Genomic DNA, 22,172 nt, shown 5'->3' on the forward strand with positions numbered 1-22,172 from the left:
GCCCCGTCCAATGGAGCGCTTTCTGCGGCGATCCGCGCGTCAGCGCCAACGATCCGCTCGACTTCATAGAATGCATTCCGTTCTCAGAAACCCGTAATTATGTCATGCGCGTTCTTGAAAACACACAAGTTTATCGGGCCAAACTGTCCGGCGGTTCGATCCCGATCACCTTAAGCCACGATCTTAAGCGCGGCGCCTATGCAGGTCCGTCGGCGGCTGTGGCGCTGGCGCCTTGAGGCAAGATTGGCGTCATACGCCAGGCGATCAAGAACAGGATCGCAATCACCAGATCCGAAGCGGTGATCAGCGCCACGTTCCACGGCGTCCGCCCCGCAGCGGCTAGGCCGAAGGTAATGACGACAAAGATCAGCTTTCCCATCGCGCCAATAGGCATGATCGGACGATATCTCACGGGGTCACGTCCGATGAGCAGATAGACCCACTGCCAGGCCCAGGCGACACCAATGAAACCGTAGTAGTTCTCCGGACGGGTGATCGGCCCGCCCATGGCTGCCATCTGGCTCTCCAGGAAGAACATCGGGGTCAACATCACGAGTCCGAAAATCCCGCCCCATGTGAACACGCGCTTCGGAAAGATCATGGTAACCCCCTTCGACGCTTTGCGCTGAGCGTCGGGCCGTTCTTACCTGGGGTCAAACCGCCATCCAGACGGAATACAGTTCGCAGAACCTCGGGAGAAAGCGCTGCGGCGGGAGCGCCCGATGCGACGACCCGTCCTTGGTTCAGCACGACCAGTCGATCACAGGCCCGCGCCGCCAGTTGAAGATCGTGAAGGGTCACCAGAACCCCAGCACCGGATCGCGCGGCCGCGCGCAACAGATCCATGGCTAGCAGTTGAGCATCGGGATCCAGGCCGGCGACCGGCTCGTCCGCTATCAGCAAAGGTGCGCCGGACACCAACAGCCGAGCCAGCAACACCCGCGCCCGCTCACCGCCGGAGAGATCGAGCACGCCACGATCCTTTAAACTGTCCAGACCGACATCCGCGAGCGCCCGGACCGCTCTTGCACGGGCCTCGATCAGCGGAGCCAAGGGGGCACCAAGGCTGGCGATGTGGAGCGCCGGCATGTTCCAACCGATCTCGCGAGACTGGGGCATGTACGCCGCACGGCGGGCGCGTTCGACAGACCCCAAGCCGGCAAGATCGTCGCCGCCGAGTCGGACGACGCCGCGATTCATCTGAATCAAACCAAGCGCGGCGCGCAGCAGGGTGGTTTTGCCGGCGCCGTTCGGCCCCAAGATCCCCACGACTTCGCCGCCCATCACCTCAAGGTCGACGGCCGTAAGAACCTCGCGCGCACCGAGCTGCGCCGAGACTCCCTGAAGTTCCAAGACGCTCATCCGCGCCAACTCCGGGCCGCTCGCCACGCTATGGCGGCGAACACCGGCGCGCCCACCAGCCCGGTCACGACCCCAAGGCGCAACTCCACATCGGTCGGAACCACCCGCGCCAAGATGTCGGCCGCCGCCAGCATCACTGCACCGGCGAGCGCTGAAGGGAACAGGATCCGCCCTGGATCCGCCCCGGCCGCCGCGCGCACAACGTGCGGCGCCACAAGGCCTACAAAGCCCACGATACCCGCTAGCGCCACAGCTCCGCCTGTCAGTAACGCCGCCCCCGCCACCGCCGCCGCCCGCAGTCGCCCCATAGGCAGTCCAGACAAGCGCGCCGCCTCCTCACCTAGGGTCAGCATCACAAGCCCACGCGCGGCGTAACCGCATAGACCCGCACCAACCAGCATCGCCGGCGCTTGGCGGGCAAGGTCGGGCCAGTCGCGCGCCTCGACCGATCCCTGCAGCCAGTTGAACACTTCCGCTAGAGCCACCGGCGACGGCGAGAAGTTGAACACCAGGGCCGTCAGCGCACCCAGAAACGCCGAAAGGGCTACCCCGAACAGGATCAGCGTCTCCGGGGCCCCGATCCTGGCCGCCAACACAGTTAGCATTCCACCCGTGGCAAGCGCCGCTGCAAGCGCCGCGCCTTCGACCGCCCCTGGAACGACGGCGAGGCCCAGGGTAATCGCGCACGCCGCGCCAAATCCGGCCCCAGCCGAAACGCCCAGCACCCCCGGATCGGCCAACGGGTTCCTAAGCAATCCCTGCATCACCGCGCCCGCCAGGCCCAAGGCGGCGCCGACCACCAGGGCTGCTACGGTGCGCGGCAACCTGATCTCGAACAGGATTGCACCCGCGCCGGACGCCGGGTCGGCCAACTCAGCCGGGCTGACCGCCGTTTCTCCGATCAACACGCCAAGTCCGGTCACGAGCAGTGTCAGCCCGACCAGACCTAAACTGAGCAAGCTGATCCTCAACGCGGCGCCGCCTGAGCAAGGTTCGCGACCGCCTCGGCGGCGCTCCAGTCAGCGCAACTGAGCAGTTTACCCGGAAGCCGCGCGACCGCGCGCTGATCCGCCAGTCGCCGGAGGACTCGGTGCCTCCCGACGCCCCAATGATCGCCGGTAAGTTGGAAGGTGTCGAAGAAACCCAGCACCACCGCCTTCGGCGGGTGTGCAGCCAGGCGCTCCAACGGGATGAGTCGAAAGCCCGGACGGGTCTCGGCATTGGTCATGCCCGCCGCCGTGAGGATTGCATCTGGCAGCGTCCCAGGGCCCGCCGTAGCTCCACCTGGGGTCAGATAGACCGCGCGTGCGCCGCGCCATGCCCCCTGCGAAGCCAAGAGCTTGGCATCCATACCCTCGATCAACGCTTCGCCTGCCGCCCGCTGCTGCAGGGCCGCGGCCGCGGTTCGGATGTCCGTCCGGATCCCGCCGAAGTCTGCCGCACCAGCTAACGAGACCACTCTCACGCCGTGCGCACGCAGCGCCGCCAGAAGCCTCGGGTCCCCACCCCAAGTCCGCAGCACCACATCAGGCCGAGCCGCCAGCGCCGCCTCTAGGGTTGCGCGCCGAGTCGGCAATCCCGCCGCCCGGGTTCGAAGTCTTGAGTCCGCATCATCTGCGCGCGGTGAAAGACCGACGATCGCAACTCGCGGGCTCAGTTCAAGAACGTACTGGTCGGCGCACTGATCGAGCGAGAGCACCCGAGGCGCGGCCAGAGTGGGCCCAGCCACCAGCGCAGCGATGCCCAGGATCAGTCCACTAAGAGCCCGTTCAAGAGCCCGTCGAGCGCCACCCGCATCAGCTCGTCCTGAGCAGTCCACTCCACCTGCAGCCGCCCGATTCGCAGTGCTACGATCCCATGACACGCCATCCAGAGCACCTGGGCGGCCGTCTCTGCCGTACCAGTTCGAAGGCGACCTTCCGCGGCGATCTGGCGCACTACGTCGGCGAAGATGTCGTAGCATTGTCGGCTCATCTCCGCCGTGCCCACCGGCATGGGCTCGGTCGATACCGGACCAGGAGCGCAATAGACAAGCTGGTAGGCGTTCGGATTGGCCAGGCCCCAACGCATGTAGGCCTCCAGCATCATCCGGGTCCGCACCACCGGGTCCACTGGTCGGGACGCGATCTCCTGGTTCCGCGCCAGCAGATCCCGAAACGTCTCCGAGCAGATCTCCTGTAGGATGCAGCCCTTGTCGGTGAAGTGCATGTAGAGCGCTGTCGACGAAACCCCGACCTCCTCGGCAATTCGCCGGATAGTGGCGCCTTCGTAGCCTTCGGCCACAAAGATACGCTCGGCGACCTTGAGTATCTCGGCCCGGCGAAGGTGTCCGTCGCCCTTGGCCTTGCGCGCGGTCTTCCGCGTCGCAACGGCTATGGTGCCCATGAAGCCTCCCAACCCCTGAACGCTGCAACCGGAGCCCAGATCGTCGATTATGACAAGGCCTTGTCGTTCCTGAGACGGTTGCTCGGCTGGACGGTCCCTGACCAGAAGGCGTATGGGGGCGACGATGAGCCCGCCCGTCCTGGCCACAGCGCCCGAAGCGATGCGCACCCTCGGCTGGGCCGACTACGCGCTGCTCGACTCCGGTGGAGGCCGAAAGCTTGAGCGTTACGGACCCTACACCGTGATCCGGCCTGAGCCCCAGTGCCTCTGGACTCCGCGACTTCCGCCAGAGGCCTGGGATGCGGCTGACGCGGTGTTTGATCCCGCTGACGAAGATGACGCCGGTCGTTGGCGCCACCCCAATCGCCAGCCGCCTGCAACCTGGCCGCTGAGCTGGGGCGATGCGCGGTTCACCGGACGATTCACCGCGTTCCGCCATCTTGCCTTCTTTCCCGAGCAGGCCGCCAACTGGGCGTGGCTCGATCAGGTGGTGCGCACTGGCGGGGGTCAGCCACGGGCGCTCAACCTGTTCGGATACACCGGCGTCGCTTCGCTGGTGATGGCCGCAGCGGGCGCAGCGGTCACGCATGTCGACGCTTCAAAGAAGGCCGTCGCCTGGGCCCGCGAGAACGCCCAACTTTCGGGCCTCGCCGACCGCCCGATCCGATGGATCACCGACGACGCGCGAAAGTACGTACAGAGAGAAGTCCGGCGCGGTTCCACTTATGAGGGTATTGTCCTTGACCCGCCGAAGTATGGGCGCGGTCCCGGCGGCGAGGTCTGGCGCCTTTTCGATGACCTGCCGGAGCTCGCTAGGCTGTGTGGTCAACTACTATCGCGGGACGCCCGCTTCCTGGTCTTGAACGCCTATGCCGAGCGCATTTCTGGGGCCGCGCTAGCGGGTCTGCTCGCCGAGGTGCTTGCGGAACGCGGCGGGCGAATTGACTGGGGCGAACTCGATCTCTGCGAGGAGGCTGGCGACCGCGCTATCGGCATGAGCTTTTACGCCCGTTGGTCGGCAACATGACCGCGCGAACCATCACGTCGCTCTCCAACGATACGGTCAAGGCGGTGCGGGCGCTGCATATGCGCAAGGCTCGCGAAGACAGTGGCCTGTTTGTCGCCGAGGGCCTAAAAACCGTGATTGAGGGCCTCGACACAGCGCATGCTCCACGGATCCTGATGCACGGGCCCGACGCCGCAGCGTCTTCCATGGCCAGCCGGGCGATCACTGCGACGCTGGCGGCGGGTGGAGAGGTGATCGAAGTCACACACGACATCCTCGCCAAGGTCTCCCGACGCGACAATCCGCAAGCCGTAGTGGGCGTTTTTCCGCAAATGCTAGCGGTATTGTCGGATGTGGTCCCGGGCCCGGCAGCCTGCGTGGTCGCGCTCCATCGGGTACGCGACCCCGGCAACCTGGGGACGATCATCCGGACGGCGGACGCTGCCGGATGCGGGGCGGTGATCCTGGTCGGTGAGTGCTGCGATCCGTTTGGCGTCGAGGCGGTGCGGGCCACAATGGGCTCGATCTTCGCCGTTCCCATCATCCAGACAGACGAGGCGGACTTCGCCGCCTGGAGGGCCAGCTGGCCAGGGTCCGTGGTGGGTACACTCCTTGAGGCCGAGATTGACCACCGCGCGGCGACCTACCGTAGGCCCACCCTGATCCTGATGGGCAACGAGCAACAGGGCTTGCCGCAGGAGATGTCCGGCCTCTGCGACGTCAACGTCAAGATACCGATGCGCGGCCGGGCGGATAGTTTGAATCTCGCAGTGGCCACTGGCGTGATGATCTATGCCGCGACGGACTGACTAGCTCTACATCCCCGGACCCGGCCGCACTTCCACATCGCGCGCGGTCACCGGTTCGCCACAGGCCGAACAGGTGGTGACGGGGGTGAAATCACAATCGCAGGCCTTGTGCCTGTGAAGCATCGGCGGCCCCGCCTCTCCAGCGAATTGCACGTCCCCCCAGTGGACGATGGCCAGGATCACTGGGTGCAGCGCCAATCCGCGTTCAGTCAGCCGATACTCATGGCGCACCGGCCGATCCTGATAGATCTCCCGGCGCAGAACGCCGGCCTCCACCAATCGCTTCAGCCGATCGGCGATGATGCTGCGCGAGATGCCAAGACGCCGCTCAAAGTCCTCGAAGCGCCGTACGCCCAGAAAGCTGTCTCGGACGATCATGAGCGTCCATCGGTCGCCGATCACCGCTACGGAGCGGGCCACAGAGCATCGGGCATCTGCGAGATCGTTCCAACGCATCGATACTCTCCAAGTCGCGAAATCAACTCTCCCATTGACGGCATTCGGTTTCAAGACGCACCCTGGTTCGAAATTCGAACGGATAGGCAGAATGGCTGATCGCAATGGTGTTTGCCTCATCGTAGGCGCCGGTGACGGCCTGGGCGCGGGGATCGCGCGAGCCTTTGCCGCCGAGGGCCTGACGCTCTGCCTGACCCGTCGTGCGCGAAATCTTGAACAGCTGGAGAGCCTCGCACGGTCGATCCGCGAACGCGGCGGTGAAGCCTACGCTTATGGTGTCGACGCCCGGGAAGAACCGGAGATGATCTCGCTCATCGACACAATCGAACGTGATGTCGGTCCGCTTGAAGTCGTGGTGTTCAATATCGGCGCGAACGTCCGCTTTGGCATCCGTGAGACCACGGCGCGGGTCTTTCACAAGGTCTGGGAGATGGCCTGCTTCTCGGGCTTCCTCACGGGACGAGAGGCCGCGCGCGTGATGGTTCCTCGGGGCCGCGGCACGATACTGTTCACCGGCGCGACCGCCAGCCTACGCGGGCGCGACGGCTTTTCGGCCTTCGCCGCCGCCAAGCACGGACTACGCGCCGTCGCCCAGAGCATGTCGCGCGAGTTGGGCCCGCTGGGCATTCATGTGGGCCATGTTGTCGTCGACGGGCCAATCGATGGGGCCTTCATTCGTGGCCTGCGTGACAATGTCGATGATCTGCTAGCCCGCGACGAGGTGCTTAAGCCGGACGACGTGGCCCAGGCCTTCGTCGCCCTCCATCGCCAGCGCCCCTCGGCCTGGACCCACGAACTCGACGTCAGACCCTGGCGCGAACCCTGGTGAGGAACCCCATGACTCAGTCCGTGATCGATTTCATCTTCGACTTCGGCAGTCCCAACGCTTATCTTTCCGCCAAGGTGTTGCCCGGAATTGCGCTTCGAACAGGCGCGCGCATCAACCGGATCCCTTGCCTACTTGGCGGCATCTTCAAGGCCACAAACAACGCATCTCCTATGGTCGCGTTTGGCGGCGTGAAGGGCAAGTTGGCCTATGAGGCGCTGGAAACTCGTCGCTTTGTCGCCAAGCACAGCCTCTCCGCCTTTCGCCAGAATCCCCACTTCCCGGTCAATACGCTGCTGATCATGCGCGCCCTGGTCGCCGCCCGCCGAGCTGGCGTGGAGGATACCTATGTAAAGACGGTGCTCGCTGCCATGTGGGAGCATGGAGAGAAGATGGACGACCCCGAGGTGGTCGCTCGAGTGCTGGACGGCGCCGGACTTCCGGCCCAAGCGCTGCTGGAGGCGACACAGGACCCTGAGGTCAAGGCCGAGCTGGTCGCCAACACTGAGGCCGCCGTCGAGCGGGGCGTCTTCGGGATTCCCACCTTCTTCGTGGGCGAAGAGATGTTCTTCGGCAAGGATCGGTTGGGCCAGATTGAAGAGGCGGTTCTGACCGCCGCGGCCGGTTAAGCGCCCCTGGGTTTCGCCCGCGCCGTCGGCGTGGCCTTAGCGGGATCCTCTGGCCAGAGGTGCTTAGGATAGCGCCCACGCATATCGGCGCGAACATCTTTCCAGGATCCCGCCCAGAAGCCCGGCAGATCGGTGGTTGTCTGGATCGGCCGATGCGCTGGTGACAAGAGTGCAAGCACAATGGGCTGGCCGGCCGCACGCGGATGCTCTGTCAAGCCGTAGACCTCCTGCACCCGAATCTCGACGCGCGGACCCGCCTCGGCGGCGTAGTCGATGGCGAAACTATTGCCGGTCGGAGCGGTCCAACGCGGCGCGGCCTCGCCGTCGAGGCGGCGCTGCAAGTCCCAAGGGATCAGCGCCCGTAGAGCGCCCTCGAGCGCATCAGGCCGCAGTTCGTTCAATGAGCGCACGTCTGCCAGCAGCGGGGTGAGCCAATCGTCAAGGCGCTCGATGAGAGCCGTTTCGCCCAGGTCCGGCCAGCCCGGATCGCGTGTTCGCAAGAATCCGATGCGCGCTCTTAGGGCCTCTGCCCCTGGCCCAAACTTCAGGCTGCCCAAGCCATCACTGCGAACCCGTTCCGCCAGCGCCGCCGCGATCAACCCCGGGTCCGGCGTTTCGTCCACGGCTTCGCGGACCACCAACCGGCCCAGCCGGATGATCCGCCTTGCGCGCAAACGACCGCCGCTGACCTCTTCCAACCGGGTTTCTGTCGAGAAGGTGTCTGCAAACGCCCCGATCTCTTCAACCGTGAGTTTGGCCGCCAGCAGTACCCGATCTCGCCGATCGGCTCCCCCCAGTTCCCCAACCGCCAGCCATTCGGCGCGCGCGAGCGCATCGGTCGGCTCCACGGCAACACCGCGGCCGCTCACCAACTGAAAGGCCCCATTCCCCCTTGCGCGCGCCACGCGTTCCGGAAACGCCAGCGCCAGCAACAGTCCATCCGACCTCGCAGGCGCGCACCCCTGCGGCCCCGCAAGCCGCGCCCATCGCGCTGCCAGCGCCTGTGCGTCCCGCGCCCTCGGCGAACGGTCTCTAGCCACCGCCTCCAGCCGATGGCTCAGGTCCGCGTCACGTCCACCCAGGCCACGTTCGGTCAGCAGCATAGCGATTTGCGCCGCGCGCGCTGCCTGGCCGCTTTCCGCCCCCCGAACCACCATATGGGCCAGTCTAGGCGGCAGAGGCATCTTGGCCAGTGCGCGACCGTGCACGGTCAGCACGCCGCCGCCATCAAGGGCGCCCATGCGCGTCAGCAGGGTCCGAGCCTCCGCAAAGGCCGCCGGCGGCGGAGGATCCAGGAAGGTCAGGCCCGAGGCGTTCTTGGCGCCCCAACGCGCCAGATCCAGGGCCAGGCCTGAGAGGTCCGCCTCGCGAATCTCCGGGTCCGCATAGGGCGCAAGAGCCCGGGTCTCGGCCTCGTCCCATAGCCGATAGCAGACACCCGGCGCGGTCCGGCCCGCCCGCCCTCGCCTTTGATCGGCCGCCGCTCGACTGACCCGCACGGTCGCCAGCCGCGTGAGACCACTGGCCGGATCGAACCGGGGGACGCGCGCCAATCCGGCATCCACCACCACGCGTACGCCGGGTATCGTGAGACTGCTCTCGGCGATCGAAGACGCCAGAACAACCTTACGCAGGCCGGACGGCGGAGGTCGAAGCGCGCGATCCTGGGCGCCGATATCCAGAGCCCCGTAGAGCGGCGTGACCTCCACGCCCAATCGCACCCGCTCCGCCAATCGCTCAGCGGTGCGCACGATCTCACCCTGGCCAGGCAGGAAAACCAGAATGTCGCCCGTGTCGGCCGACAGGGCGGTCTCCACGGTCCGCACCACTCGGTCTTCGATCCGTTTTGTCGGATCGCGTCCTAGGTAGCGCGTGTCCACCGGGAACACTCGGCCCAGGCACTCGATCACTGGTGCATCGCCCAGGGCGGAGGAAACCGCCGCCCCGTCTAGCGTCGCCGACATCACCAGGATGCGAAGGTCCGGCCGCAACAGACCCTGTGAATCGCGCGCCAGCGCCAGTCCCAGGTCCGCGTCCAGGCTGCGCTCGTGGAACTCGTCCAGGATCACACAGGCAACATCCGCGAGCTCCGGGTCGTCGAGGATCATGCGGGTGAAGACGCCCTCCGTGACCACCTCAATTCGCGTCGCAGCCGAGACACGGGACTCCATCCGCACACGGAAGCCCACGGTGCGCCCCACGGGCTCACCCAGGGACTCCGCCATCCGAGCCGCCGCCGCGCGCGCCGCCAGGCGCCGGGGTTCAAGCAGGATGATCTTGCCTCCGGCAGCCCAGGCCTCGTCCATCAATGCCAAGGGAACAAGCGTCGTCTTGCCGGCCCCAGGAGGCGCTACGAGGACAGCCACACCTCCGCACGCAAGGGCGCTCAGTAACTTCGGCAATGCCCCGCGGACGGGCAGTTCGGCCTCGCTCATCGGTTGCGCTTAGCGCGCGCCGTCGATGTGAGCCAATCCGTCACATGCGTACGCCTATTTCTCCGGGTGCAGCAGCGCCTGGTAGGTAAGTGTACGGGCCATGCCGCCCAGGTCGTCGCCGCCGGAGCCGCCCAGCCGCTGGATCATTCCGACGAAAACCACATTGTTGGTCGGGTCTACCCAGAACCAGGTGCCAGCAGCACCGCCCCAGCTCATCGTACCCTTGCCTTCCAGCGAACCGGCGCGACGGGGATCGTTGACCACCATGAAGTCGAGGCCAAAGCCGACGGCGTCATTGAATCGCGTCCCAACCGTACCGTTCGACCCCACCAGCGCCTCCCGCGGGATCATGTTGGTGCCCATCATCTCGACCGAGGCCGGAGATAGGATGCGTACGCCTTCCAGCACGCCGCCGTTCACCAGCATCTGAGCAAAACGGGCATAGTCCATGGTGGTGCCAACTAGGCCGCCACCGCCCGACTCGTTCGCTGGCGGTGAAAGGTAGGTCGGCACGTCTCCACCAAACAGCTGCTTCGCCTCGACGATCTTTCGCTGCTCACGATCAAAGACGTAGACGGCCGCCAGCCGCGAGGCCTTGGCCGGCGGTACGAAGAACGCCGTGTCGACCATCTTGAGCGGCCCGAAGATGCGTTGCTCGAAGAACTGCCCGAGGGTTTGACCCGACAGTTTTTCGACAATGTAGCCCTGGATGTCGACTGACGAGGAGTACCGCCACGAAGTCCCGGGCTGGAAAACGAGCGGGATCTCCGCCGTACGATCGATCATCTGCTTCAAACCCACAGATCGAAGCACGCCCTTCTCGCGATAGAGCTTGTCCACCGGATGCTCATCCTGCAGGCCATAGCCGAAGCCCGCCGTGTGGCTCATCACCTCGCGCATGGTCGGCGGGCGGACCATATCTTCAAGCACCATGGTTCCATCAGGATTGACCGACTTCACCACCTTGAGGTTCTTGAATTCAGGCACGTAGCGGGTAACCGGATCGTCCAGCCGCCACTTGCCCTCCTCGAACAGGATCATCATCGCCACGCCGGTGATCGGCTTGGTCATGGAATAGATGCGGAAGATCGAGTCCTCGGTCATTGGCTTGCCGCTCTCGAGGCTGGCCTTGCCGTAGATCTTGAAGCTGACGACCTTGCCCTTGCGAGCCAGGAAAGTGGTCATGCCGGCGACCCGCCCTTGATCGACCACGCCACGCATGTAGGCGTCAAGCTTGGCCAGCCGCGCGGAATCGAATCCCAGCGCCTCCGGACTAGCGGCCGGCGTGAAGGCCGGCGGAGTCGCGACTGCCGCAGGCCGGCGCGCGGCCTGAGCGAAACTATCCCCCGCCGGGGCGAGGCCCAGCGATAGGACGGCGAACGCAGCTGCGAGCCGCATGGGTGTGTGGATCATGTCGAGTGCTCCCCCGAGGCCATGTTTTGTCCATGACCTTGAGGGTCGGCGCCCGCCAGCGCAAGCGCCGGTGCGTTTCAACCTGGCAACCTGTGAGGCGGGATCAGGCTCCGGCGCGCACCACCAACACCGGACACGGTGCATGCCGCATCACGGCCTCTGCAACGCTGCCCATCAGGACGCGACCAAGACCGCTACGGCCATGACTGCCGATAACGATCAGATCGGCTCCGAAACTCTTTGCGGCCGAGACGATCTCATCGCCCGGCGAACCCTCGGCCAGGAAATCTTTCGCCTTGCCATCCGACTTCGAGACCAGTGTGTCGAGCAACTGTCGGGCTTCTTCTCGCGCAAGCGGTAACAACTGCAGCGCCGCGGCGTCGACGTTGGGCGCCGCCATCCGGATGCTGTCGACGACGGTGATCAGTCCGAGATCGGCGCCTACCTCCTTGGCAAGTCCCGTACCGAGGTCGAAGGCCCGTGCGGCGATCGGGCCGCTATCGACGGCGATCAGGATCTTCTTGAACGACATTGTGGCTCTCCTGGTGAGCACGGCATGGGAACCCGCCGGTTCACACGATAGACCGGTATGCCCGCCCACCTACGCCAGCATTGATCTTGGTCAAGCAGACCGAATGGTGGCGGGCGGCGGCCCGCGACGCCATGATGCCCCCAACACTGAGGGAGGATTCGATGCGTCTGGTGGGTCTCTTGGCAGCGACAGCGTCGTTGGCTGCGGCGCTTCCCGTCGCGGCGGGCAATCTCACCGGCGACGGCGGCGTCTCGGCCTTCTACATCCCCGAAGGCGTTGTTCCTGCCAAGCCTGGAACACTGATGCGCTCCGAGCCCCTGGATACCCGCCAATCGCTCACCAATGCAGGCCGGAACATACGCCTGCTCTACAGCTCTACGGATGGGCTCAGGGGCAAGGGCGCAGTGGCGGTCTCTGGCGCGCTCTACGTTCCTATGGGGGATCCACCAGCCGGGGGCTGGCCCTTGCTGGCCTGGGCGCACGGCACCGTGGGCGTAGCCGACGTTTGCGCGCCGTCCTGGGCCGGCCGGGGCGCGCGCGACACCACCTACCTGAACTTCTGGCTCGCCAAGGGCTACGCGGTGGTGGCCTCCGACTATCAGGGGCTGGGTACGCCTGGAGGTCATCCGTATCTCGCCACCACACCGGTCGCCTACAGTATCCTGGACAGCGTCCGGGCTGCGCAGGCCGGCGGGTTCGGTCTCTCCCGCGATGTGGTGATCATCGGCCAGTCGCAGGGAGGCGGAGCCGCCTTCGCCACCGCCGGTCATGCGCCGCGCTATGCGCCGGAGCTCCGCATCAAGGGCACAGTCGCCACAGGTACGCCCTATTTTTCTCCCGAGGGCCAGGTGGCGCTGCAGGCCGCGCGTCCGCGCGACAAAGTCGATCCGCTGCTGGCCTACAATTTTTTCGCATTGAGCTTGCTGGAGCAGATGGACCCGGCTTTCCGGCCCGCCGACTATCTCACGGCAACCGCCCTACCGGTCGCCATGTCGATCACCACCGGCTGCATGGGCCAGATCGCACAGGCGGTCAACACCGCCAGCCTGACCTATAATACCACCTTTACCCGCGACCCAGCCGAGCGGATGCTCCAGGGTTACGAACTAATGGGTTATCCCACCCTCAAGATCACAACCCCAGTGTTCATGGGGACGGGCGGCAAGGACCGTGACGTGCCCCCGGCTATGCAACTCGGCCTCGCGGAGGACGCCTGTCAGGCCGGATCTCTCATCGAAGCGCACCTCTATCCGGAGGCCGACCACTCCGGCGCGGTCAACGGCTCGACGGCAGAGTCGTCGGTCTTCATCGCCAAGGCTTTTGCGGGCGAGCCGATCGCCGGAAACTGCGCCACGCTGCCAAAGCCGCCGGCGTGACTAAGCGCCGCCTGCTAATCGTCTGGCATTCACGAACCGGCGCGTCGGAAGCGCTAGCCCGAGCGGCCGCCAAGGGCGCTGCGCGTGAATCGGCGATCGAAACCGTCCGGCTTCCGGCGGCAACGGTAGGTCCAGATGAACTCTTAGCGGCGCAAGGCTTCATCTTCGCCGCCCCAGAGAATCTCGCCACGCTCTCGGGTGAAATGAAGGCCTTCTTCGATCGCAGCTACTATCCGGCGCTGGATCGACTAGCCGGGCGGCCCTACGCCGCGATCATCTCCGCCGGCAGCGACGGCGCCGGCGCGGCCCGCCAGATCGCACGCATCGTCGCAGGGTGGCGGCTAAAGTCCGTCGCCGAGCCGTTGATCGTCAACACCAACGCTCAGACACCCGAGGAGATCCTCGCGCTCAAGCACGTGCCGCCGGGGCCGCTCGCCCGCGCCTCTGACCTGGGTCAGACCATGGCGGCCGGTCTCGCCATGGGTGTTTTCTGACCAGACACGCTACGCGCTGATCACGATCATTGGCGAATCTAATCCATCGGCCTCTTGTGATCTGCTGTTCAGCGACAATCTCCGCAACCTAGGCCCGGGCCCCTCTGGCGGTCATGGCGACCGTGATGTCGGGCCGACGCGGCGGGGGGGTCCCCGCATTCGAGACGGAGGAACCGACGTGAACAAGACAAGCATCAATATCTGGAGCTGGACCGGTGCGGTCATGCTGGCTTTGAGCCTCGTGGCGCTCTGGGTGTGGCCCAAGTTCGTGGGCGTGAGCATCCATCCCATCTTCGGATGGGCTGAACTACAAACGGGCGCGACTTGGTTGGAGCCTGGCGGCCGCTATGCCTTCGGAATTCTGGCTGCGATCCTCGCCATCCTGCTGGTGATCCCAAAGACCCGGATCTCAGCCGCCTGGGCCGCACTTGGCGTCTCGCTGGCGGTCGTTGGACTACACCTCACCCCGTGGCTCGGCTGGAACATCCCGAACTACGGCCCGCTGATGGCGGCAATTGCTGAGGGCAAAACCGTCGCCGAAATCCAGGCCATGGGCCTGAAGGGCGACCGCGGCGCGCACCTGACGCTGGCCATTATCAACGCCTCGCTAGCCGCAATCACGCTCGCTTCGGGCAAGTTGACGACTGGCGCAAAGGTCGAGCGGGCGAGGCCAATGCACCTCTCGGGCGCCTGACGCCCAGACGGCAGAGTCGGAAGCGACCACGACGGGCGGTCTTCTCGCGAGGGCCGCCCGTTTCGCGTTTGGAGGGCGTGGCGCCGAGCGCATGAGCGCTTAAGATTCAGCGAGGCTGAAACACATCAAGCGGCGGCGCGGCGTCGGCGCGAAAGGCCCTCCAGTCTATTCCCAGCGCGGTTAGCGCAGTGGCGGCGACCTGACCGACCGTGGCGCATTCCATCGAGACTGGCGGCTTGCGGACGCCCGGCCCCAAAACGCCGATCCAAGCCGCGTCGGACTCCGCGAACATCGGCTTGCCGTGATGCTTCCAGGCGTCGGGCCGGCCCTCGCCGCGCCCATGGTCGGTCGTAAGGATCATGGTTGTCCGCCCGGCGTAGGCGGGGTTCGCCTGCAGCGCAGCCCATAGCTCGGCGATGAAACCGTCTGTCCGGCGCGCGCCCTCTAACGTCAGATCGTAGCGCCCGTCATGGGCGAAATCGTCGGTTTCGCCATAGGCCACATAGAGCACGCGTGGCCGCTTGACCTTAAGCGTGGCCAGCGCGTGCGCCTGGGTGAAGGCGTCCAGCCGCACCGTCGGCCAAATGCGCGGCGCGCCGGCCTCCAGCCGGGCCAGCATAGGATCCACGGGCGTCTCGGCTTTTCCGCCCCATCCTGCGTTCACCGGAAGCTTGCTGCGGCCCACATTCAGGATGTCGGCAAACACTGACCAAGAGGTCACCGCCTGTACCCGTCCAGCGAATCCGGTCCGGCCGTTCAACCACTCCAGCACCGTGACGTTGGGATTGGGACCGAACGCGTTCGATCGGATCGCAGGGTCGGGCCGCCCGCTCAGGATCTCGTTGTAGCCCGGGAACGAAAACCACTGATCATTGGCCACCTTTACGCAGGAACCCTGGTCGCGGTTGCCGAGCAGCACCCCGTCGCGGGCCACAACGTTGTGAAGAAACGGCATCAGGAAGCGAGCCCGGTCCGGCGCCTCCACATAGGCCTTCACGGTCGCAGCAGGGTCATTGACGAAAGCTCGATCCGCGGCCCTGGCTGGATCCGCGCCCTGGAAGAGCTCTCGCCAGTGCAACCCGTCGAGGGTCACGATCACCAGGCGTTGATCGGCGTCGGCGGCCACGGCCGTCGAAGCCAGTCCGAAGGCCAGCACGAGCGCGGTGAGAACAGTCCGAAGCATCATCGTCTCCCCGCGCCCGTCCAGGATCGCCGTCTAGAACGTCTTGCGGATAGTCACGTAGGCCGTCTGTGGCGCGCCGACCAGCAAGGTCTGGCTGTCGCCCCGCAGCGGAAAGCCGTTGGAGTTGATGGTCGAGATGTACTCTTCATCGAACAGATTGGAGACATTGGCCTGGATTTCCAGACCATTCAGCCAATCTGGGCCTGAGAACCTATAGCCTACTGTAAAATCGGCCAGGGTCTGGGACGGCACGCTACGGTCGTTTTCATAATTGAAGTAGCGCTTGCTGAGATAGGAAAGCGAGAAGCGCCCGAAGAAGCCTTCGCCTGCGTCATAGCTAAGTTCGGCCTTGAACAGGTGCTCCGGGCTATCCACCGACGTCTTGCCCTTTGTGCGGGCGACAATGGCGCCGTTCCCATCGACGGTGTCGTCATCGTACTCGGAGTTGTTGTAGGCGTAGGATGCGAACGCCGACCAGTTCTCGGCGAACTCCCATGAACCGACCGCCTCGATGCCTTGAGAGGTGACACCGCCGACATTGGAGAGCGCCGAAGGATTGCCCACAATGCCGGAGCCAACCGGCACCGAGAACAACCTATCCTTGAACTTAACATGATAACCCGCGAGCACGCCCTGGAAGTCGGCCGTGCGGAAGCGCCAGCCGGCCTCGATGGTGTCGGCGGTTTCCGGCTCAAGTTTGTTGCGAATAGCGTCGAAGCCGGCCCGATTGGCAGAGAACGGCCCCGAGGTTCCAGAGCTCGGGAACGCCCGAACATTGCGCGTGTAACCGGCGAATAGTTCGCTGTCCTCGGTGAGCGCGTACCGGCCGCCGACCTGAGGCAGGAAGTTCTCTTCCACCTTGATGACGCCGTTCTTCTCCACCGCCGGAGTGCGCGCGAAGACCGTGCGGCCCTCGTTCTTGACGCCAAGCGTGGCGAAGCCGAAGTTGACGCTGAATTGGTCGGTGACGGTCCAGTTGTCCTGCACCCAGAACTTCCAGGTCGTCGTCTTGAAGTCATACTCCCAGTCGGTGCGGAACGATCCGGACTGGAAGTTCAGGGCGCTGCGCTGAGGCGCGGCGCGGTTCAGGGCGTAGTAACGCCGCGCCTGGTTGAAGTCGTTGTCCTCGTACCAGAAGCCGGCGTTGACCTTATGGGCGCCAGCCTCCCAGGTCGCCGCGGCGACCACGCCGTAGCGGCGCAGATCATACTCGGTGGTGCGGATCGAGATCGGGGCGTTGTCGGTGGTGGCGCCCGCGACACCGTAGTTGGGGCTGGCCACATAGGGCGTGAACCAGATGCCCTGGCCTTCGTTATCGTGACCGTAGAGCGTAGCCTTCAGGTCCAGCATCTCACCCACTGGAACCTTCAGGGTGATCCCGCCCAGCATGTCGTCGCGCAGGCCTGACGCGTCGTAGTAGGCGTCGTCAACTGAGCGAATCAGGCCCGGGTAGACCGTGCCCAACTGGGGATTCCGCGGGGTCACGCCAGTCTCGCCGCGGTTGTTTCCGATCTCGGCGACCTGCACCGCCAGGGCCCAGTTGTCGCTGATATTGTCCCAGCCGTACCCAAGCCGACTAAGCATCTCGAGCGACATGTCCTGATAGTCTTGCTCGCGCCGCTTGGACCAGTTGGCGAAGGCGCTGATCTCAGCAGCGCCGATGGGCTGGACGAACTTTACGTTGAACTGCTGGTGACGCTGCTCGCCGTCGCCCTTGTACTTATCGGTGGTGTTGTAGGCGTAACTCGCAAAGCCACGACCGCCTGTCGCCAGCTCACCACTCTCGAGCCGCGCAAAGCCGCGGAAGGTGTTGTACGAGCCGCCAGTGCCGCTGACCAAGCCGCCAAAGGAACGGGAAGGGTCACGCGTGGTATAGCGCAGCACCCCGCCCAGGTTGTTCGCCGAGGCAGTGTCGAGCGAGCCCGAGCCCTGCGAAAGTTCAACTGCGCCGACGTTCTCACCGGAGATGGCGCGGGAGATGTGCAGACCGTTGTGGTTGCCGTAGGTCATGTCGCCGAGCGGCACGTCGTCCAGCGTAAAACCCAGCTGGTTCTGGTTGAAGCTGCGAATGGTGATCCGCGCCGACCATTCGTAGGAACCAAATGCGTCCGCCGCCTGGAAGTTCACACCCGGCAGCTTGTCTACGAGCTTTAGGGGGCTCGCGCCGGGTGTTTCCAGAGTGAGCTCCTCACCAGAGACCGTCTGTACCTGGCGCGCCTCACCTTGGCCCAACACGATAATCTCTTCCACCGACACCGCGTCGGCGTCTGCGTCGGCTGCGACGGCGCTCAACGCCCAGCCCTGCGACAGCGCGATCACCGCCGCGCCGATCCAAAGTCGTGACTTCATGACGATCCCCTTAGCCGGCCCGTTTCGGGTCCGAGGGGGGCGGGTACCATCGGGGCTTGACGGTTCTGCATCGTTGGCGTGACGCCGCCCGCAACGATGCGTGACCGTTCGGCGACGCCTTGACCGGACCAGAGGATACACCGACGCTCCTGGCCATGAGGGGAACTACTCCCTCCCCAGCATTCTTTCTGCGGCCCGACAGGCCGAGGCGGCGGGGGCCGCCACGCGATGACCATCCTGATCACCGGCGGGACCAAGGGCATCGGGCTCGCCATCGCCCGGCATCTGGCGGCTCGGGGCGAGCCGCTGGTGCTGGGCTATCACAGCGACCACGCCGCCGCCGAAGACGCCCGGGCCGAGCTCTCGGCCGCCGGGGCGAGCGTGCGCACCGTCGCCGCCGATGTGAGCTCGCCGGCCGGGGCGGAGGCCCTGGTCGCGGCGGCCGAGGCCGACGGACGGCCGCTGCACATCGTCCACAACGCCGCCGCCATATACCCCACCCGCCTGCTGGCCGCCGACCCGGAGCGGTTCACCGCCGCCATCCAGGCCAACGGACTCTCGCTGCTCTGGCTGGTCCAGGCCGCCCTGCCCCGGCTGTCCGAAGGCAGCGGGATCGTCTTCATCTCCAGCGCCGGAGCCCGCTCCGTGCTGGCCAACTACGCCGCCCTGGGGGCCGGCAAGGCCCTGGCCGAGAGCCTGATCCGCTACCTGGCGCCCGAACTGGCGCCGCGGGGCGTGACCATCAACGCGGTCGCCCCGGGCCTCGTCGCCACCACCTCGGTCGCCCGGATGACCGGTTCGGAGGAGGCGGCGGCCAAGGCGCTGGAACGCGGCGCCCGGGCCAACCCCTCGGGTCGGCTGGCCGAGGGCGCGGACTACGCCGCCGTGGTCGACTTCCTGCTCAGTCCCGCCGCCCGCTTCGTCCAGGCCCAGGTGATCCACGCCAACGGCGGCGCCTGGATCGCGCCCTGAAGCCCTACCGCAACGCCTCCACCGCCGCGCCCAGGAGCGCGTAGGTCTCGAATTCCGAGGGCGTCTGCCAGGCGTCGCGCCAGGCGCTCCAGACCACGGCCACGACCTGTTCGCGCGGGTTCACATAGACGAACTGGCCGAAGATGCCCTGGGCGGTGAAGGCGCCGTCGTGGGCGGTCCCGGCGCCGCGCGGCAGCACCCACCACTGGTAGCCGTAGCCCAGCGGATAGTCCTTCTCGAGCTTGCCGAAGCCGGTGGCCTCGCTGTCGGGCTGACCGGCCAGCTCGCGCCAGCCGACCGGCAGGCGGCGCACGCCGTCCGAGGCGACCCCGTCCTCCAGCACGAACTGCCCGAACCGGCCATAGTCGCGCAGGCGCGCGCTCACCCCCATGCCGGCCAGGGCCATGCCGCCCTCTGATTCCAGCTGCCAGTAGCCGTCGGCCTCCATGCCGGCCGGACCCCAGACGGTCTCGGAATAATAGTCCGCCAGGTTACGCTTCACGGCCGCCGAGACGATGGCGCCCAGGACACAGGTCTCACCGGTCGAGTAGTTGAACTTGGTCCCCTGCGGAACGGCGCGCGCCCGGGTGCGCATCAGCTCCAGCACCAACCCATCGCGCCGGGCGGCCATGGCCAGGCCCAGCCGCGCGACATCGGAGACCCCGCCCGGATCATAGGCCTCGGTCCAGGCCACGCCCGAGGCCATGCGCAGGACATTGCGCACGCTCACGCCGGCATAGGCGCTGCCCGCCATCTTCGGCAGATAGGCCTCGACCGGATCATCCAGGCTCTTGATCGCCCCGGCGTGAAGCGCCGCGCCGGTCAGGGTCGCGGTCATCGACTTGGCGGTGGAGAAGCTGGTCCAGCGGGTCTGCGGATTGTTGCCCATGCCATAGCGTTCGAGCGCCACCTCGCCGCGCTTCAGCACCAGCAGGCCGCCGGTCCGGCGCCGGGTCATGTAGTCGTCGACCGTGCGGGTCGCGCCCTCGAACGGGAACCTGAGGCCGTCCAGCGACCGCGCGTGCGGCGGCAGCGGCCGCACCCGCCCGCCGGCGCGGATCGGGCGCACGGGGCCGGCGCGGTCGATGTTGCGGAACGTCGCCGCCTGGTTCTCCGCCGTGGTGGCCAGGACGGTGGCGGCGATCGGCTCCTCGGCCTGAGCCCAGGCCGGGCCCGCCATCATCGCGGCGCCGCCGGCCAGCAGCAGCCGGCGACGGTCGGTCTGGATTATCGACATGGCGGGACTCCCTCGAACGGATGCGACTCATATCCTGGCCGAACAGCGCCGCCGCCGCGAGACCCCTCCACAGACCGCCGGAGCGGAGTATGGTGGCGGCGCAATCTCAGGAGCTTCCCATGACCGCCGCCGTCCGCGCCGCCGACACCCCCTTCCCCGTCGAGGTCGAGGAGGGCCGCGACTACTGGTGGTGCGCCTGCGGTCTCTCCCAGAGGCAGCCGTTCTGCGACGGCAGCCACAAGACCACCGACATCACCCCGGTGAAGTACGCCGCCACCAAGAGCCGCACGGTCTATTTCTGCGGCTGCAAGGTCACCGCCAAGCAGCCGCTGTGCGACGGCAGCCACAACGGTTGAGGAGCAGCGAGGCGCATGCCCATCACCACGCTCACCTGGGGCGTCAAGGCGAGCTTCCGGGCCTATGTGGAGGCGGCCGGCGGATCCATCACGCTCGCCGACGGCGCGGACCGTGACGCGGAAGGCGCCTTCGTGCTGACCGCCCTGCCCGGCGGCGACCTGGCCGTCGGCCCGGACGGCGCCCTGACCGGCGCGGCGCGGTTCCAGGGGGCGATCAGCTTCGAGGCGCACGGCGGGATGCTCAGGACGACGCTCTGCGACCTGGGGGTGGAGGCCGGGCCGGACGGCGCCGTGATCACCGCGCCAACCGCGCCCGGCGGCGAAAAGCGCTACGCCATCGCCAAGCTCGGCGCGCCCGGGACCGGAGCCGACGGCGCGATCACCCTGCCCGCGACCATCACGCTCGATGGCATGTACCAGATCGCCGACAACTACCCGCCGGGGACGGCGCTGGACCCGGTGGTGCTGCGCTAGCCCCCTCCGTCGCCCCGGATCCGGTCCGGGGCGCCACCTCCCCCGAACCGCGCTTCGCGCCTGGGAAGGAGGGGGACCGCCTATTTCTTCATCCAGGGCTTGGACTTGGACGACGAGGCCGCGGCCGCCGCCCGTTCGTCGCGCAGGCGACCGCTGCTCGGCGGGCCGCCCTTGGCGCCCTGCGCCGCGCGCTTGAGCCGCAGCGCCTTCTGCATCGGCGTCTCGCCGGGAGGCGTTGGGGGGGGTGCATCGTCCATCAGGGCCGCCTCGTTCAAGCGGCCGACCGTAGCCGCCCGGCGACCGGCGGACCAGACCCGCCGGCGCCTCGGGGGCCCTGAAAGATTTTCCACATGCTGGACATAGGAACGCATGTTTCAGGACCCGCCCCGAGGGGAGGCGCCCCCCGGATCGACCCCTCTGGCAAATCCTGTGGAAAATCTCGGCGGCGCGCACGGATGGGATTTCGGGCGGTGACATCAGCGCAGGTGAGCACGCCGGTGCGTCAGGCGCGGACGCCAGACCTCATCGAGGCCTTCGATGCCCCGGATACGTTGCGGGTAATTGACTCAGCGCCCGACCCGAACCGGGATGGCGCCAACCTGGCGATCGCCACGCCGTGACAGGGCCGGACCATGCAGACCTCGCCATCCTCCGTCGCCGAAGCGCCGGGCCTCTACATCGGCCCCCGGTTTGAGGCGCTGCACGCCGAACTGCTCCGTTTCGTCCGCGACTGCCCGGCGGAGGGCTGGCGCGCGCCGACCGCGGACGAGGGCTGGGGCGCCGGCGTGACCGCGCACCATGTGGGCGCGATCCACTATCCGGTGATCGACCAGGCCCAGGCGATCCTCGACGGCCGCCCGCTCACCGTGGCCACGCGGGCGGACATCGACCGCCTCAACGACGAACACATCCGCGAACAGGCCGACTGCACGCCGGGCGACACGATCCGGTTCCTGGCGCTGGAAGGCGAACGGGTGCGAACCTGGCTCGCCACGACCCCGGCCGACGCGCTGGAGCGCACGGCCGACATCCCATTCATGGGCGGCCCGACCACCGTCGGGCGGTTACTGGAGGTGGTGCTGATCGACCTCGCGGAGGGCCACCTGCGGAGTGCGCGGGCGGCGGCGGGGGTGAGTTAGGGGGTGTTGGGCAAGATTATGGTCGGTAGGACGAAGGTCGTACGC

Annotated in this window: 25 protein-coding genes and 1 pseudogene; 13 read left to right on the forward strand and 13 right to left on the reverse strand. The window is 66.5% G+C overall.

Annotated elements, in window-relative coordinates:
- Window positions 1-236, forward strand: a pseudogene (locus ACIQ3R_RS04430) (lytic transglycosylase domain-containing protein); the annotation flags it as partial.
- Here ACIQ3R_RS04430 and ACIQ3R_RS04435 read toward each other — a convergent pair.
- From ACIQ3R_RS04435 to ACIQ3R_RS04455, 5 genes are read right to left on the reverse strand one after another with little or no spacing between them, the layout of a single operon-like run.
- Window positions 197-601: a hypothetical protein gene (locus ACIQ3R_RS04435; RefSeq protein ID WP_397415553.1), complete on the reverse strand. Its 405-nt coding sequence runs from the start codon at window positions 599-601 to the stop codon at window positions 197-199. The pseudogene ACIQ3R_RS04430 and the gene ACIQ3R_RS04435 sit on opposite strands and share 40 nt — an antisense overlap.
- The gene (locus ACIQ3R_RS04440) at window positions 598-1,362 is read right to left on the reverse strand and encodes an ABC transporter ATP-binding protein (protein ID WP_397415605.1); all 765 of its coding nucleotides are present in this window, start codon (window positions 1,360-1,362) and stop codon (window positions 598-600) included. The genes ACIQ3R_RS04435 and ACIQ3R_RS04440 overlap by 4 nt, the downstream gene beginning before the upstream one ends.
- Window positions 1,359-2,327, reverse strand: coding sequence for a FecCD family ABC transporter permease (locus ACIQ3R_RS04445; protein ID WP_397415607.1), 969 nt, complete (start codon window positions 2,325-2,327; stop codon window positions 1,359-1,361). The genes ACIQ3R_RS04440 and ACIQ3R_RS04445 overlap by 4 nt, the downstream gene beginning before the upstream one ends.
- A gap of 2 nt (window positions 2,328-2,329) precedes the next feature.
- On the reverse strand, window positions 2,330-3,091 hold the full coding sequence (locus ACIQ3R_RS04450) for an ABC transporter substrate-binding protein (protein ID WP_397415555.1): 762 nt from the start codon (window positions 3,089-3,091) through the stop codon (window positions 2,330-2,332).
- A 20-nt stretch (window positions 3,092-3,111) separates the two neighbouring features.
- A complete protein-coding gene (locus ACIQ3R_RS04455; RefSeq protein WP_397415556.1) occupies window positions 3,112-3,747 on the reverse strand; it encodes a TetR/AcrR family transcriptional regulator in 636 nt (211 codons plus the stop codon).
- 124 nt (window positions 3,748-3,871) lie between these two features.
- On the opposite strand from ACIQ3R_RS04455, the gene ACIQ3R_RS04460 reads away from it, so the two are divergent.
- Together ACIQ3R_RS04460 and ACIQ3R_RS04465 are read left to right on the forward strand one after the other, a co-directional pair.
- Entirely contained in the window at window positions 3,872-4,774 is a 903-nt protein-coding gene (locus ACIQ3R_RS04460) for a class I SAM-dependent methyltransferase (RefSeq protein WP_397415559.1), read from the forward strand.
- Window positions 4,771-5,562: a TrmH family RNA methyltransferase gene (locus tag ACIQ3R_RS04465; protein ID WP_397415561.1), complete on the forward strand. Its 792-nt coding sequence runs from the start codon at window positions 4,771-4,773 to the stop codon at window positions 5,560-5,562. The genes ACIQ3R_RS04460 and ACIQ3R_RS04465 overlap by 4 nt, the downstream gene beginning before the upstream one ends.
- A gap of 6 nt (window positions 5,563-5,568) precedes the next feature.
- Here ACIQ3R_RS04465 and ACIQ3R_RS04470 read toward each other — a convergent pair whose 3' ends face one another.
- Entirely contained in the window at window positions 5,569-6,018 is a 450-nt protein-coding gene (locus ACIQ3R_RS04470; protein ID WP_397415563.1) for a winged helix-turn-helix transcriptional regulator, read from the reverse strand.
- 91 nt (window positions 6,019-6,109) lie between these two features.
- Between ACIQ3R_RS04470 and ACIQ3R_RS04475 the strand changes: the two genes are divergently transcribed.
- Together ACIQ3R_RS04475 and ACIQ3R_RS04480 are read left to right on the forward strand one after the other, a co-directional pair.
- The gene (locus tag ACIQ3R_RS04475; protein ID WP_397415565.1) at window positions 6,110-6,847 is read left to right on the forward strand and encodes an SDR family NAD(P)-dependent oxidoreductase; all 738 of its coding nucleotides are present in this window, start codon (window positions 6,110-6,112) and stop codon (window positions 6,845-6,847) included.
- 8 nt (window positions 6,848-6,855) lie between these two features.
- Window positions 6,856-7,473 (forward strand): 2-hydroxychromene-2-carboxylate isomerase, encoded by a 618-nt coding sequence (locus ACIQ3R_RS04480; RefSeq protein WP_397415568.1) that lies wholly within the window; start codon window positions 6,856-6,858, stop codon window positions 7,471-7,473.
- On the opposite strand, the gene hrpB is transcribed toward ACIQ3R_RS04480, so the two are convergent.
- The 3 genes from hrpB to ACIQ3R_RS04495 form a co-directional block, all read right to left on the reverse strand.
- The gene (gene hrpB / locus ACIQ3R_RS04485; RefSeq protein WP_397415571.1) at window positions 7,470-9,908 is read right to left on the reverse strand and encodes an ATP-dependent helicase HrpB; all 2,439 of its coding nucleotides are present in this window, start codon (window positions 9,906-9,908) and stop codon (window positions 7,470-7,472) included. The genes ACIQ3R_RS04480 and hrpB overlap by 4 nt on opposite strands.
- A gap of 54 nt (window positions 9,909-9,962) precedes the next feature.
- Window positions 9,963-11,321 (reverse strand): serine hydrolase domain-containing protein, encoded by a 1,359-nt coding sequence (locus ACIQ3R_RS04490; RefSeq protein ID WP_397415573.1) that lies wholly within the window; start codon window positions 11,319-11,321, stop codon window positions 9,963-9,965.
- Between the two features lie 103 nt (window positions 11,322-11,424).
- A complete protein-coding gene (locus tag ACIQ3R_RS04495; RefSeq protein ID WP_397415575.1) occupies window positions 11,425-11,853 on the reverse strand; it encodes a universal stress protein in 429 nt (142 codons plus the stop codon).
- A gap of 161 nt (window positions 11,854-12,014) precedes the next feature.
- Here ACIQ3R_RS04495 and ACIQ3R_RS04500 point away from each other — a divergent pair, with 161 nt between their 5' ends.
- The 3 genes from ACIQ3R_RS04500 (at window position 12,015) to ACIQ3R_RS04510 (ending at window position 14,417) form a co-directional block, all read left to right on the forward strand.
- Complete coding sequence (locus ACIQ3R_RS04500) at window positions 12,015-13,229, forward strand: lipase family protein (protein WP_397415577.1); 1,215 nt, start codon at window positions 12,015-12,017, stop codon at window positions 13,227-13,229.
- Window positions 13,226-13,723, forward strand: a complete 498-nt coding sequence (locus ACIQ3R_RS04505; RefSeq protein WP_397415579.1) for a flavodoxin family protein — start codon at window positions 13,226-13,228, stop codon at window positions 13,721-13,723. Before ACIQ3R_RS04500 ends, ACIQ3R_RS04505 begins: the two co-directional genes overlap by 4 nt.
- A 178-nt stretch (window positions 13,724-13,901) precedes the next feature.
- On the forward strand, window positions 13,902-14,417 hold the full coding sequence (locus ACIQ3R_RS04510) for a hypothetical protein (RefSeq protein WP_397415581.1): 516 nt from the start codon (window positions 13,902-13,904) through the stop codon (window positions 14,415-14,417).
- Between the two features lie 106 nt (window positions 14,418-14,523).
- Here the strand turns inward: ACIQ3R_RS04510 and ACIQ3R_RS04515 are convergent, their stop codons facing one another.
- Both ACIQ3R_RS04515 and ACIQ3R_RS04520 read right to left on the reverse strand, forming a co-directional pair.
- Window positions 14,524-15,600, reverse strand: coding sequence for an alkaline phosphatase family protein (locus tag ACIQ3R_RS04515; RefSeq protein ID WP_397415583.1), 1,077 nt, complete (start codon window positions 15,598-15,600; stop codon window positions 14,524-14,526).
- A gap of 33 nt (window positions 15,601-15,633) precedes the next feature.
- Window positions 15,634-17,949 carry a TonB-dependent receptor gene (locus ACIQ3R_RS04520; RefSeq protein WP_397415586.1) on the reverse strand — a complete coding sequence of 772 codons (2,316 nt, stop codon included), beginning with the start codon at window positions 17,947-17,949 and terminating at the stop codon, window positions 15,634-15,636.
- A gap of 228 nt (window positions 17,950-18,177) precedes the next feature.
- Here ACIQ3R_RS04520 and ACIQ3R_RS04525 point away from each other — a divergent pair, with 228 nt between their 5' ends.
- Window positions 18,178-18,921: an SDR family NAD(P)-dependent oxidoreductase gene (locus tag ACIQ3R_RS04525; protein ID WP_397415588.1), complete on the forward strand. Its 744-nt coding sequence runs from the start codon at window positions 18,178-18,180 to the stop codon at window positions 18,919-18,921.
- A gap of 4 nt (window positions 18,922-18,925) precedes the next feature.
- Here ACIQ3R_RS04525 and ACIQ3R_RS04530 read toward each other — a convergent pair whose 3' ends face one another.
- Window positions 18,926-20,158: a serine hydrolase domain-containing protein gene (locus tag ACIQ3R_RS04530; protein WP_397415591.1), complete on the reverse strand. Its 1,233-nt coding sequence runs from the start codon at window positions 20,156-20,158 to the stop codon at window positions 18,926-18,928.
- Between the two features lie 119 nt (window positions 20,159-20,277).
- Between ACIQ3R_RS04530 and ACIQ3R_RS04535 the strand changes: the two genes are divergently transcribed.
- Complete coding sequence (locus tag ACIQ3R_RS04535) at window positions 20,278-20,514, forward strand: CDGSH iron-sulfur domain-containing protein (RefSeq protein WP_397415593.1); 237 nt, start codon at window positions 20,278-20,280, stop codon at window positions 20,512-20,514.
- Window positions 20,515-20,529: 15 nt separating this feature from the next.
- Window positions 20,530-20,988 (forward strand): HtaA domain-containing protein, encoded by a 459-nt coding sequence (locus tag ACIQ3R_RS04540; protein ID WP_397415596.1) that lies wholly within the window; start codon window positions 20,530-20,532, stop codon window positions 20,986-20,988.
- An 80-nt stretch (window positions 20,989-21,068) separates the two neighbouring features.
- Here ACIQ3R_RS04540 and ACIQ3R_RS04545 read toward each other — a convergent pair whose 3' ends face one another.
- The gene (locus tag ACIQ3R_RS04545) at window positions 21,069-21,245 is read right to left on the reverse strand and encodes a hypothetical protein (RefSeq protein ID WP_397415599.1); all 177 of its coding nucleotides are present in this window, start codon (window positions 21,243-21,245) and stop codon (window positions 21,069-21,071) included.
- Between the two features lie 213 nt (window positions 21,246-21,458).
- Between ACIQ3R_RS04545 and ACIQ3R_RS04550 the strand changes: the two genes are divergently transcribed.
- Complete coding sequence (locus ACIQ3R_RS04550; protein ID WP_397415601.1) at window positions 21,459-21,608, forward strand: hypothetical protein; 150 nt, start codon at window positions 21,459-21,461, stop codon at window positions 21,606-21,608.
- Window positions 21,609-21,620: 12 nt separating this feature from the next.
- Complete coding sequence (locus ACIQ3R_RS04555) at window positions 21,621-22,127, forward strand: maleylpyruvate isomerase N-terminal domain-containing protein (protein WP_397415603.1); 507 nt, start codon at window positions 21,621-21,623, stop codon at window positions 22,125-22,127.
- Window positions 22,128-22,172 lie beyond the last annotated feature (45 nt).

Source organism: Phenylobacterium sp., from assembly GCF_044371015.1.
Classification (GTDB): Bacteria; Pseudomonadota; Alphaproteobacteria; order Caulobacterales; family Caulobacteraceae; genus Phenylobacterium.